The following is a 12,344-nucleotide window of genomic DNA, read 5'->3' on the forward strand; positions in this document are numbered from 1 at the left end:
CGGCACCGCGCCTCCGGGCCGTCAGGGGGTCGCGCCCAGGGCGCGCACGCCGGTCAGCGCCGGATCGGTCAGTGGAACTGCGGGACGATGAGGTAGATGCCGTAGAGCACGGCCGCGCCGGAGACGACGAAGCAGGCGACGGACAGCGTCCGGAGCCAGCGCACGGCGGTCGTGACGTTCGACGGGTGCGGGAACCCGACCGTCGCCGGACCGATGGTGCCGTCGTCCTTCACGGTGAACTTGCCGGCGCGGGTGTCGGCCGCGCTCCAGAAGCGCAGGCCGATCGAGTAGACCGTGACCACGAAGCACGCGCCGACGAGCGAGACGATCGCGACCGTCAGGAACGCGAACCAGTCGATACCCATCAGCGACGTCCTCCCTTGCGACCGGCCATGCGGCGCAGGGTGCGCTCGCGGCTCAGCTCGGCTCGGCGCGCGGCGACGGTCTCGGCGCGCTTCTTCCGCTGCAGGTCACGCAGCTCCTTGCGGGTGAACACCGCGTTGGCGGCGACGTCCACCTCGATCGCGGCAGCCTGCTCGTGCGGCTTCCGGAGCGACCACAGGTACAGCCCGAGGATCACCGCCGCACCGACGACCGCGTCGATGACGAGTCCGGTGACGCCGAGGAGGGCGATCCCGGAGGCGACCGCACCGACGGCGGCAGCAGCCGGCAGGGTGATGAACCAGGCGATGACGATCTTGCCCGCGGTGGACCACTGGATCTTCGACCCGCGGCGGCCGAGGCCGGCACCGATGATCGAGCCGGAGGACACCTGCGTGGTGGAGAGCGCGAACCCGAGGTGGCTCGAGGCGAGGATCGTCGCCGCCGTCGAGGCCTCGGCCGCGAAGCCCTGCGTCGCGCGGATCTCGGTGATGCCCGAGCCGAGCGTGCGGATGATGCGCCACCCGCCGGTGTACGTGCCGAGGGCGATCGCGAGCGCACAGGCGATCACGACCCAGAACTGCACGCCCTGCTCGGTCGACTGCGCTCCCGAGGCGATCAGCGTCAGCGTGATGACGCCCATCGTCTTCTGCGCGTCGTTCGTGCCGTGCGCGAGCGACACCATCGAGCTCGTGAAGACCTGGCCGATGCGGAAGCCGCCGCGCTCGTTCGGGAAGACCGGGCGACGGGTGATCCGGTACGCGATCCGGGTCGAGAGGAACGACACGAGCGCCGCGATCACCGGCGACAGGAACGCGGGGATGATCACCACCGTCAGCAGCGCCGCGTAGTTCACGGCGTCGAACCCGGCGCCGACGATCGCGGCACCGATGAGCCCGCCGAACAGCGCGTGCGAGGACGACGACGGCAGGCCGCGCAGCCACGTGATCATGTTCCAGACGACCGCACCGATGAGGCCCGCGAAGATCATCTCGGGGGTGATCGCGACGCCACCCGGCCCCTCGTTGATGAGGCCGTGCGAGATCGACGTCGCCACCGCAGTGCTGAGGAACGCACCGACGAGGTTGAGCACCGCGGCGACCGTGACGGCCACCTTGGGCTTCATGGCGCCCGTTGCGATCGGTGTCGCCATCGCGTTGGCGGTGTCGTGAAAACCGTTTGTGAAGTCGAAGAAGAGGGCCAACGCGATGACCAGGACGACTATGAGTGTGATGTCCACCGCGGGCAAGTGTCCCAGGCGGGACGGCCCCTGGCAAACCCTGTCGTTCACCTGTCGTTCATCCCGCCTGCGGAGTCGTTCAGGATCGGAACCATTCCGATGGAAGAATGGACGCCATGGACACCGTCGAGCTCCTCATCCTGTTGGTCGGATCGCTCGCGGTGACCGGGTTCGCCCGGGCCAAGGGACTGCCGGCGCCCCTGCTCGTGACCGCCGTCGCCCTCGCGGCGTCGTTCCTGCCGGGGCTGCCGCCGATCGAGATCGACTCCGAGGTCATCCTGACGATCATCCTGCCGCCGCTGCTCTACTCGGCGGCACTCGACGTGTCGTGGCAGAGCTTCCGGCAGTCGATCAAGCAGATCCGCCGACTCGGCATCTTCCTCGTGATCATCACGGCGCTGGCCGTCGGGCTCGCGGCGTACATCATCATCCCCGACATGGACTGGCCGGCCGCGATCCTGCTCGGCGCGATCGTCGCCCCGCCGGACGCCGTTTCCGCCGCTGCGATCGGTCGGAAGCTCGGGCTCCCCCGCCGCGTCATGACGGTGCTGTCCGGCGAGAGCCTCATCAACGACGCCGCGTCCCTGACGCTCGTGCGGGTCTTCACCCTGATCGCGGCGGGCACCTCGCTGACGATCTGGCAGGACCTCGGGATCTTCGGCCTCGCGATCGGCGTCGGGCTGGCGGTCGGCATCGTCCTCGGCGTCGCGGTGCACTGGATCCGGATGCGGATCAACGACCCGGTGGTCGAGACGATCATGAGCATCCTGCTGCCGTTCGTCGCGTACATCCTCGCCGAGGACCTCTCCGGCTCCGGGGTCATCGCGGTGGTGACCGCCGGTCTCTACATCGGCTACAACTCGCCGAAGGAGGGCTACGCGACCCGACTGCAGGAGCGTCCGCTCTGGACGAGCATCGACGTCATCCTCGAGGGCTTCGTCTTCGCCCTCATCGGCCTCCAGCTCAACACCGTGGTGCAGGACCTCGTCGAGAGCGAACGGAGCCTCGGGCAGACCCTCACCGCCGCCGCGGTGGTGCTCGTCGTGGTGATCCTCGTGCGGCCGCTGTTCGTGTTCGAGTCCTACGTCCGCAACCGCTTCAACGGCAGGTGGTTCCGGCCCCTGCGCATCAAGCTGTCCCGCGGGCACCCGTCCCTGCGGTGGATGCGCGGTACGGCCGAACCGAAGCTGAACTGGCGCGAGCTGACCGTGATCTCGTGGACGGGCATGCGCGGCGTGGTGACCCTCGCCGCCGCCGTGTCGGTCGTGGCGAACCCCGTCGACATCAAGGCCCAGGACACCATCTTCATCATCGCGTTCATCGTGACGGTGGGGACCCTCCTGCTGCAGGGACTCACGCTGCCGTTCGTGATCCGGGCACTCAAGGTGCAGGACCCGGCCGAGGGCGAGGAGGACGTCCGCAGCGAGATGCGGTTGAACCAGCGCACGACCGAGGCGGCGATCGAGCTGCTCGAGAAGCGGCGTCCGGACTGGTCGGCGCAGTACGGGGCCGACGCCGTCGACTCCGTCGTGAACCGGTTGAAGGCGCGTCTCGAACGGCAGGTCGAGACCTTCCGTCAGGACGCGCTCGAGGAGGAGGACGAGGAGCGGAACGCCCCGATGCGACTGCGGGGCGCGCAGATCCAGGACATCCGGCGCGAGCTCCTCGACCGGCGGCGCGAGATCGTGCTCGAGGAACGCGAGAAGGGCAACCTCGACGAGGAGGTCATGCGCCGCGTGCTCGTGACCCTCGACGCCGAGGAGCTCGCGATGGACTCGGCGCAGGCGTCGCGCAGCCGGTCCTGACGGGTCGCGGCCGGCCGGGCGCGGGCCGCCGGGTGGGCGCAGGCCGCCAGGCAGGCGCGGGCCGCCGGCCGGCCGCAGGCCGGGCGCGGCCAGGGACCCGGGCGTATCCTGGCGGCCCGACCCAGAACAGGAGCGCATCGCCGAGTGAGCACGCCGCGGAACGACGTCCCCAGGAACAACGACCTCCCGGATCGTGACGGAGGGCCGCGGCAGTCCGCTGCTCCCAAGCCGCGCGCCACACGCCCGTCCACCCGCGGCGGGTCGAAGCCCCGACGCGGCGCCCCGGTCGCCGGCACCCGCCCTGCTCGCACCGGGCAGACCGGCGGAGGTCGTGTCCGACAGGCGCCGGTCCCCCAGCCGCAGCGCATCAGCCGCTACCGCCGCTGGTTCGGCACGCTGCACCCCTCGCTCCAGCTGATCGGCCTGCAGCTCTGGATGCCGCTGTTCTTCATCGTCGGCTTCTGCCTCTGCTACGTCTTCGCCTTCCACGCCCCGCACCCGCACGACGTGCCCGTGGCCCTCGTCGGCAGCGACCCGACCCTCGTCCAGGCGATGCAGAAGGCGCTCCCCGGTGAGTACCTCTTCCACACCTACGACTCCCTCGCCCAGGCGAAGCGGGACGTGCTCGCGGGCACCATGGCGGTGGCCTACGACCCGTCGACGAACGAGGTCTTCAAGGCGACGGCGCACCAGTTCCAGGTCGCCTCGCTCGTCCCGGTGACGCTCAGCACCGTCCTGACGGGCATCGGCGTCACCGCCCCCACCGTGACCGAGCTCGCCCCGCTCCCCGCATGGGACGAGTACGGCACGGTCCCCATGTACGTCATGCTCGCCTGGTGCATCGGCGGCTACATGGTCGCGATGTTCATCGGCATCATGGGCGGCCCGCTCCGGCACCGCACCCGCATGGCGGTCATCGTCGTCGGCGGTCTGGTCATCTCGCTCATCACGAACACCCTCGCGGGACCGGTCGTCGGCGCGATCCACGGCCACTTCCTCCCGCTCGTCCTCATCGCGTGGGGCTGGATCGTCGCGATCGGTCTCGCGGTCAACGGCCTGAGCTACTTCGTCGGCCGGTTCATCGCCGCGCCGGCCATGATCTGCTTCGTCTTCCTGTCGATGCCGTCGTCCGGTGGCGCCTACCCGAAGTGGTTCATGCCGGAGCCGTTCGCGTGGCTCAACCACGTCGTCGTCGGCTCGAGCATGGTCGACATGATCAAGCACCAGATCTACGGCGTCGGGCCGTCGTACTCGCGCGGCCTCATCACGATGGCCTGCTACGCCGGGGCCGGACTCGTCCTCATGTACTTCGGCAAGAAGTGGTGGGAGCGCCGCCGCATCCGCGCCATCGTCACCGGCCGCACCACGATGTTCCAGGACGCCCAGAACGCGAACCGCGAGTTCCTCGGCAAGCAGCGCGACGCCGAGCTCGAGCGGCACGGCCTGACCTCGACGGAGACCGGGACGCTGAGCGTCCTCCGCGACGACGACTGGGAGGACGAGCGCGTCGGCGGCGACGTCTTCATGGGCGGCCGCGACGGGCTCGAGACCGAGACGACGCCCACGGGTCGCATCCCGGTGGTGCGGAGCGACCGGCCCGGTCCGGCGCAGCGTCCGGGAGGCGCCGGTACCGGCCCCCGCACCCGTCCCGTCCCACGGGCCGACGGCTCCAGGGCACCGGGTCGCGTCGACGCACCGGGTCGCGTCGACGCACCGGGTCACGCCGTCGACGGCGCCGGTGAGCGTCCGCACGGGCGGCACGCGGACCGCTAGGCCCCGGAGGGCGGTCGCGTGCCCCGGGCGTGCGCACACTCCGACGCCACGCGAGTCGATCGACGCGTGGAACGTCGCACGATGCACGCGCACGGGGTACCTCGGCGGACCGATCCGCCGCGGCCGGCGCGTATCCTGGGGGGATGAACCCGCGCATCGCCTGGCACCGCGTCCTCGTCACCGTCGTCGTCGTGTTCCTCGTGCTGACGGTCGGGTTCTACGCCGCGAGCGTCCTGCTCGCCCCCGCCGACGGCCGGAACGTCGCCGGGCTGTTCGTCGGCTGGGCGATGTTCGCGATGATCGGCGCGATCGTGTTCGGCATCATCGACTTCTTCGTGCGCCCGCTCGGTGGCCGGAGCGGTGACGCCGAGGTCATCGCCGCCGCCGAGGAAGCCCGCACCGGCAGCACCCGCACGCAGACGCGCTAGGCGCCCCGCTCGGCGTCCGACGGCGCGGCGACCCCGGTGCCGGTGTAGCCGGACACGGTGGCGTCGTCCTCGGCGAAGGTGAACCGCGCCCGCACCGTGCCCCCGCCGAGCACCCCCGGCAGCCAGTACTTCGCGTCGTCCCACATCGCGTCGTACGGCACGGCGTCGACCGGGACCCAGCGCGGTTCGAGTTCGTCGCTGCCCGACGGGCTGCCCTGCCAGCGGCGGCAGACGAAGACGTCCGAGACCTGGGACCAGGACGGACGGTACGGGAACCGGTAGTCCAACGTGCCCCGCGCCTCCAGGTCGGCCGTCTCGATCCCGAGGCCGACCTCCTCGGCGACCTCGCGCACCGCGGTCTCGACCGCGCTCTCGCCCGGCTCCCGCTTCCCGCCGGGGCCGACGAGCCGGCCCGTGCCGAGGCCGCGCCGCTTCTCGCCGAGGAGCACCTCGGGTCCGGCCGCGCCGTCGCGCACGAGGTAGACCACGACCACGGCGGGGTGCTGGGACTTGCTCATATCGCGTGGAGTCACCCGTCCAGTGTGGCGGACGCCGCGGCGCTGGGGCGTCCGGGCGCTGCCGAGAAGTGGCGTACGCTTTTTCCATGGCAGGCGTGCTGCGGGGGCACCATGGCTGAGCCGGGCAGGACCGGGCGCAGCCTCGAAGTGCTGCGCGCCGAGGCGGCCGAGGAGATCTCGATGATCGTCGAGCACCGCAGCCGCCAGGGCGAGGACCCGTGGGAGTTCATGCCGACGCTGCCCACCGTCGACGAGCAGGTCGTGCTGATCCTCCGCGCGGACGCCGTCGAGCTCGACGCCGCGATCGGGCAGCGGAGCGCGCAGTGGTCGATGCACCCCGCGTCCGGGCAGGGCACCCGGATGGGCGAGGAGTACCACCGCCTGCGTCGCATCGCGCTGCAGCACCCCGAGCTCACGCCGGCGGTGTGGAAGCTGATGGGCGCGCTGCCCGAGGCCGGCTGACCCGCTCGCCGTCGGGCTGCGGTTGGATGGTCCCATGACCGAAACCGTCCTCGCCGTCCTGAACCAGCCCTCCCGCGACGCCGCACCGCACGACCCCGCGGCGGACACGTTCACGTGGGCGAAGCCGCTCGAGGAGCACATCCAGGTGCAGGACCTCGGGATCATCCGCGGCGACGGGGTGTTCGAGACGATCACGGTCATCGACGGGCACCCGCAGGCGCTCGAGCCGCACCTCGCCCGGTTCACCCGTTCGGCAGCGATGCTCGACCTGCCCGCGCCGGACGTCGACGCCTGGCGACAGGCGATCGAGGCGGTGTGCGCGCGGCTCGACCCGGTGCGCGAGGCCGCGGTGAAGACGGTCCTCACGCGCGGTGTCGAGGGTTCCGGGCGACCGACCGGGTGGGTCTACGCGGCACCGTCCCCGGACTCGACGGCTGCCCGCACCGAGGGCATCTCCGTCGTCACGCTCGACCGCGGGTACCGGCACGACGTCGAGCGGACCTCGCCGTGGCTGCTGCAGGGCGCGAAGACGCTCTCGTACGCGGTGAACATGGCGGCACTCCGCGAGGCCGGTCGACGCGGCGCCGACGACGCGGTGTTCGTCTCCACCGACGGCTACGTGCTCGAGGGCACGCGCGCGAACCTGATCCTGTCCGTCGGCGGTCGGCTCGTGACGCCGCGCACCGACATCGGGATCCTCGCCGGCACGACGCAGGCCGACGTGTTCCGCTTCGCCGAGGACGCCGGGATCGAGACCGCGTACGAGCTCGTGACGCTCGACGACTTCCACGCCGCCGACGCGGCCTGGCTCGTCTCGAGCGTGCGGCAGGCGGCCCCGATCCGGTCGGTGAACGGCGTCGCGCGGGAGATCGACGCGGCCCTCACCACGCGCATCAACGACTTCCTGCTCGCGCGCGAGGTCTGAGACCCGCCGTGCCGTCGGTGGGCTGACCCCGCGATCGACGGGAGGCGCGGTGCGGGCCCGCACCGCGCCTCCCGTCCGGCTGCGGTCGCTACCAGCGCGGCGTGGTGACGCCCGTACCGTCCGCCCACTCGAAGACGGACTCGCCCGCGATCCAGACGCGCGTCGCGCGGCTGGTCGCGTCGAGCGGGTCGCCGTCCCACAGGACGAGGTCGGCGTCGTAGCCCTCGGCGAGGCGGCCGACGCGGTCCCCGAACCCGAGGAAGTCGGCGGGGTTCGTCGTCAGCGCCTCGAGCGCGGTCTGCCGGGGCAGCCCCTCCTTCACCGCGGCGGTGGCCTGGTCGACGAGCATGCCGATCGGGACGACCGGGGCGTCCGTCGTGATCGCCACACGGACCCCGGCGGCCGCGATCGCCGCGAGGTTCGGGATCCCGCGGTCGCGGAGCTCGACCTTCGAGCGGCTCGTGAAGAGCGGGCCGTAGATGACCGGGATGTCCTTCTCGGCGAGGACGTGCGCGATCTTGTGCGCCTCGGTGCCGTGGTTCACGACGAGGCGGTACCCGAACTCCTCGGCCAGCCGGATCGCGGTGGCGATGTCGTCGTGGCGGTGGGTGTGCTGGTCCCACGCGAGCTCACCGTCGAGGACGCGGACGAGCGCCTCCTTCGAGAGGTCGCGGGCGAACGGGTCGCCCTTCGCGGCCGCGGCGTCGCGGGCGGCACGGTAGTTCTGGGCCTCGACGAAGGCGTCGCGGATGATCTTCGCGACGCCGAGCCGGGTGGAGGGGGTCTGGCCCTTGCCGCCGTACACGCGCTTCGGGTTCTCGCCGAGCGCGCTCTTGATGCTCACCGCGTCGGAGATGAGCTGCTCGTCGATCGTGCGGCCGCCCCAGGTCTTGATCGCGACGGTCTGGCCACCGATCGGGTTCCCCGACCCGGGCTTGACGACGATCGAGGTGATGCCGCCGGCGAGGGCGTCACGGAAGCCCTCGTCGTCGATGTCGATCGCGTCGATGGCGCGCACGCCGGCCATGTTCGGGCCGGTCATCTCGTTCGTGTCGTTGCCCACCTCGCCGTTGGCCTCCTCGTGGATGCCGACGTGCCCGTGCGACTCGACGAAGCCCGGGACGAGCCACGCGCCCGCGGCGTCGACGACCGGCAGCCCGGCCGGGGGCGAGACGTCCGGGCCGATCGCGGTGATGCGTCCGTCCTCGACCACGACGGCGCCGCCGTCGAACTCGGGAGCGGCGACGGGGACCACGTGTGCGTTCGTCACGACGAAGGAGTTGCTCATGGCACCACGGTACCCACGGGCACGGACACCGCGGCCGTGCACACGACATGCAGATTCCTCGCGGCGGCGGCCGGGCGTGCTCCAGCATCGACGCGTCGTCCCGTCTCGTCCCACGTGGAGGAACCGATGCCCCGGACCGAGCACCCCTGGCCGTCCCACACCACCGTCACGGTCCCGTGGCGCAGCAGCGTGCGCGGCCCGCGGCACGACCGCGAGACGACGTCGGTGGTGGCGTCCGTCCCGCCGCGCATCGCCCGACTCCCCTGGGTCCCGGACGCCGACACCGCGGCCCTCCTCGACCGGGCCGCCGCCGCGCTCGTGGCCCTCGACGAGCAGGACGGCGACCGGCTCGCCGTGCTCGGTCGCCTGCTCGACCGGACCGAGGCCGTCTCCTCCTCCCGCATCGAGGACGAGCACGCCACGCTCGACGACCTCGCGCGGGCGGTGGTCGGCGTCCGGGCGAACCGGAGCGCGACGGCGATGGTCCGGGCCGGCGGCGCGATCGAGACGCTCGTGTCCTCCGCCGCGTCCGGCACGATCTCGGAACGGGCCGTGCTCGCGGCGCACCACCGGCTCCTGCGCGACGACCCGGTCGACGGCCCGTCCGCCGGGCGCTGGCGGGACGTGCAGAACTGGATCGGCGGCGGCGCCACACCCCGGCTCGCGCGGCACGTCCCGCCACCACCCGGGCTCGTGCCGGAGCTGATGGACGACCTGTTCGCCTTCCTGGCCCGCGACGACCTGCACCCGATCGCGCAGGCGGCCATCGCGCACGCCCAGTTCGAGTCCATCCACCCGTTCACCGACGGCAACGGGCGGATCGGTCGCGCGCTCATCGCCGCCGTGCTGCGCCGTCGTGGTCTCGCACGCGTCGTCACCGCGCCGGTCGCGACCGCACTGGTCGCCGAACGCGACCGGTACTTCTGGCACCTCGACCGCTCCCGCCGCGGTGCCGTCGACGAGTGGGTCCGCGACCTCGCGATCGCCGTCGGCACGGTGTGCGACGAGGCAACCGCCACCGCGCTGCTCCTCGACGAAGCCGCGGTGGCGGTGCCTCCCCTCGCCCCCTCCGCCGACGCCCGCGCGTCGTCGTGGTGGCCGACACGGGCGCACGACGCCGTCGCCCGGACCCTCGTCGACGATCCCGTCGTCACCGAGGAACACCTCGAGCACCTGCTCGGCGGCGATGCCGTAGCGATCGACGCCGTGACCGACGACCTGTGCCGGATCGGGGCCCTCCGATCGGTCACCGAGCGGCGCCGGCGACGCGCGTGGCTCGGGGTCGCCGCTGCCGATGCGGTGACGGCGTTCACCGACCGCGTCCACGACGTCGTCACGCACCGGGCGAATAGGGTGGGGTGGTGAGCAGCGAGCACACCCAGGCCACCCCGCCCACCGCCGCCAAGCGGCCCGTGACACGGACCCACCACGGCATCGACTTCGTCGACGACTACGAGTGGCTGCGTGACAAGGAGTCCCCGGACACGCTGGCCTACCTCGAGGCCGAGAACGCGCACACCGAGCAGGCGACGGCGCACCTCGACGGACTGCGCGACCAGATCTTCACCGAGGTGAAGAACCGCGTGCAGGAGACCGACCTCTCGGTGCCCGTCCGCATGGGCGACTGGTGGTACTTCACCCGCACGGCCGAGGGCAGCCAGTACGGCGTGCACTGCCGGGCGCCGATCACCGGGCCGAACGACTGGACCCCGCCGACGGTGGCCGAGGGCGAAGCCACGCTCCCGGGCGAGCAGGTCGTCCTCGACGGCAACGCCCTCGCGGCCGGGCACGACTTCTTCTCGCTCGGCTCCTACGACATCAGCGACGACGGCACGCGACTCGTCTACGGCATCGACGTCGAGGGCGACGAGCGCTACACCCTGCACGTGCGGGACCTCACGACCGGCGCCGACCTCGGGGACGAGATCCCGAACACCGGGTCCGGCGCGACGTTCGACCCGTCCGGCCGCTTCGTCTTCTACCCCACCGTCGACGACTCGTGGCGTCCGAACCGCATCTGGCGGCACACCGTCGGCAGCCCCGCGGCGGACGACGTGGTCGTCTTCGAGGAGCCGGACGACCGCTACTGGGTCGGGGTCGGCGTCACCCGGTCGTCCCAGTACATCGTGATCGAGCTCGGTTCGAAGATCACCTCCGAGGCGCTCGTCCTCGACGCGGCGGACCCGACCGGCGAGTTCCAGGTCGTGTGGCCGCGACGCGAGGGCGTCGAGTACGAGATCGAGCACGCGATCGTCGGCGGCAGCGACCGCTTCCTGGTCCTGCACAACGACGGCGCCGAGAACTTCGAGCTCGTCGACGTCCCGGCGGACGACCCGACCTCCGAGCGGGACCGCCGTGTCGTCGTCGCGCACCACGCCGAGCGACGCATCGAGTCGGTGGACGCCTTCGCCGGGCACCTCGCGCTCGAGTACCGGTCCGAAGCCCTCCCCCGCGTCGCGATCATCCCGATCGAGGGTGACGGCTACGGCGACGCCCACGAGGTCCCCTTCGACGAGGCCCTCTTCTCCGCAGGGCTCGGGGGCAACCCGGAGTGGGACCAGCCGACGCTCCGGATCGGCTTCACGTCGTTCGTCACCCCGTCCGAGGTGAGCGACCTCGACCTCGCGACCGGCGAGGTCACGGTCCTGAAGCGCCAGCCGGTGCTCGGCGGGTACGACCCGTCCGACTACGTGCAGGAGCGCGACTGGGCCACCGCCGACGACGGCACCCGCGTGCCGATCTCGCTCGTGTGGCGCCGTGACGCGGTCGACACCGAGCGCCCGGCGCCGCTGCACCTCTACGGCTACGGGTCGTACGAGCACTCCATCGACCCCGGGTTCAGCGTCATGCGCCTGTCGATGCTCGACCGCGGCGTCGTGTTCGCCGTCGCGCACGTCCGCGGTGGCGGCGAGATGGGTCGGCATTGGTACGAGAACGGCAAGACCCTCACGAAGAAGAACACCTTCTCGGACTTCGTCGCCGTCGCCGGGCACCTCATCGACTCCGGCCGCACCACCGCCGACCGCCTCGTCGCCGAGGGCGGCAGTGCCGGCGGGCTCCTCATGGGCGCCGTGGCGAACCTCGCACCGGAACGCTTCGCCGGGATCCTCGCGGCGGTGCCGTTCGTCGACGCCCTGACGAGCATCCTCGACCCCGACCTGCCGCTGACGGTGATCGAGTGGGACGAGTGGGGCGACCCGCTGCACGACCCCGAGGTCTACCGGTACATGAGCGAGTACTCGCCGTACGAGAACGTGCGCGACGACGTGCAGTACCCGAAGATCCTCGCCGTGACGTCGATCAACGACACCCGCGTGCTGTACGTCGAGCCCGCGAAGTGGACGGCTCGACTGCGGGAGGTCGGTGCGCCGGTGCTGCTGAAGACCGAGATGGCGGCGGGCCACGGCGGCGTGAGCGGGCGCTACGACTCGTGGAAGGAGCGGGCGTTCGAACTCGCGTGGCTCCTCGACGTGCTCGGGTTGGCGGACGAAGCGCCCACCGCGTGACGACCTCGTGAGCAGGAA

Annotated in this window: 11 protein-coding genes; 7 read left to right on the forward strand and 4 right to left on the reverse strand. The window is 71.8% G+C overall.

Annotation, left to right across the window (positions count from 1 at the left end; genetic code table 11):
• Nucleotides 1–68: 68 nt before the first annotated feature.
• Nucleotides 69–365 (reverse strand): hypothetical protein, encoded by a 297-nt coding sequence (locus ACIQUC_RS05040; protein ID WP_022908617.1) that lies wholly within the window; start codon nucleotides 363–365, stop codon nucleotides 69–71.
• Complete coding sequence (locus ACIQUC_RS05045; RefSeq protein WP_402264009.1) at nucleotides 365–1,621, reverse strand: inorganic phosphate transporter; 1,257 nt, start codon at nucleotides 1,619–1,621, stop codon at nucleotides 365–367. Before ACIQUC_RS05045 ends, ACIQUC_RS05040 begins: the two co-directional genes overlap by 1 nt.
• A 116-nt stretch (nucleotides 1,622–1,737) precedes the next feature.
• On the opposite strand from ACIQUC_RS05045, the gene ACIQUC_RS05050 reads away from it, so the two are divergent.
• From ACIQUC_RS05050 to ACIQUC_RS05060, 3 genes are all read left to right on the forward strand, one after another.
• Entirely contained in the window at nucleotides 1,738–3,426 is a 1,689-nt protein-coding gene (locus tag ACIQUC_RS05050; RefSeq protein ID WP_022908619.1) for a sodium:proton antiporter, read from the forward strand.
• A 144-nt stretch (nucleotides 3,427–3,570) separates the two neighbouring features.
• The gene (locus tag ACIQUC_RS05055) at nucleotides 3,571–5,199 is read left to right on the forward strand and encodes an ABC transporter permease (protein WP_402264013.1); all 1,629 of its coding nucleotides are present in this window, start codon (nucleotides 3,571–3,573) and stop codon (nucleotides 5,197–5,199) included.
• 143 nt (nucleotides 5,200–5,342) lie between these two features.
• Nucleotides 5,343–5,627, forward strand: a complete 285-nt coding sequence (locus ACIQUC_RS05060; protein ID WP_022905776.1) for a hypothetical protein — start codon at nucleotides 5,343–5,345, stop codon at nucleotides 5,625–5,627.
• Here ACIQUC_RS05060 and ACIQUC_RS05065 read toward each other — a convergent pair.
• Entirely contained in the window at nucleotides 5,624–6,160 is a 537-nt protein-coding gene (locus ACIQUC_RS05065) for an 8-oxo-dGTP diphosphatase (RefSeq protein WP_402264016.1), read from the reverse strand. The two genes, ACIQUC_RS05060 and ACIQUC_RS05065, sit on opposite strands and share 4 nt — an antisense overlap.
• A gap of 96 nt (nucleotides 6,161–6,256) precedes the next feature.
• On the opposite strand from ACIQUC_RS05065, the gene ACIQUC_RS05070 reads away from it, so the two are divergent.
• Together ACIQUC_RS05070 and ACIQUC_RS05075 are read left to right on the forward strand one after the other, a co-directional pair.
• The gene (locus ACIQUC_RS05070; protein WP_022908622.1) at nucleotides 6,257–6,607 is read left to right on the forward strand and encodes a hypothetical protein; all 351 of its coding nucleotides are present in this window, start codon (nucleotides 6,257–6,259) and stop codon (nucleotides 6,605–6,607) included.
• Between the two features lie 34 nt (nucleotides 6,608–6,641).
• Nucleotides 6,642–7,532 carry an aminodeoxychorismate lyase gene (locus ACIQUC_RS05075; RefSeq protein ID WP_402264019.1) on the forward strand — a complete coding sequence of 297 codons (891 nt, stop codon included), beginning with the start codon at nucleotides 6,642–6,644 and terminating at the stop codon, nucleotides 7,530–7,532.
• An 88-nt stretch (nucleotides 7,533–7,620) separates the two neighbouring features.
• Here the strand turns inward: ACIQUC_RS05075 and ACIQUC_RS05080 are convergent, their stop codons facing one another.
• Nucleotides 7,621–8,820, reverse strand: coding sequence for an amidohydrolase (locus ACIQUC_RS05080; protein WP_402264022.1), 1,200 nt, complete (start codon nucleotides 8,818–8,820; stop codon nucleotides 7,621–7,623).
• A 126-nt stretch (nucleotides 8,821–8,946) separates the two neighbouring features.
• On the opposite strand from ACIQUC_RS05080, the gene ACIQUC_RS05085 reads away from it, so the two are divergent.
• Both ACIQUC_RS05085 and ACIQUC_RS05090 read left to right on the forward strand, forming a co-directional pair.
• A complete protein-coding gene (locus ACIQUC_RS05085) occupies nucleotides 8,947–10,185 on the forward strand; it encodes a Fic family protein (RefSeq protein WP_402264025.1) in 1,239 nt (412 codons plus the stop codon).
• Nucleotides 10,182–12,326, forward strand: coding sequence for a S9 family peptidase (locus ACIQUC_RS05090; RefSeq protein ID WP_402264028.1), 2,145 nt, complete (start codon nucleotides 10,182–10,184; stop codon nucleotides 12,324–12,326). The genes ACIQUC_RS05085 and ACIQUC_RS05090 overlap by 4 nt, the downstream gene beginning before the upstream one ends.
• Nucleotides 12,327–12,344 lie beyond the last annotated feature (18 nt).

It is taken from the genome of Curtobacterium sp. NPDC098951 (genome assembly GCF_044759965.1).
GTDB lineage: Bacteria > Actinomycetota > Actinomycetes > Actinomycetales > Microbacteriaceae > Curtobacterium.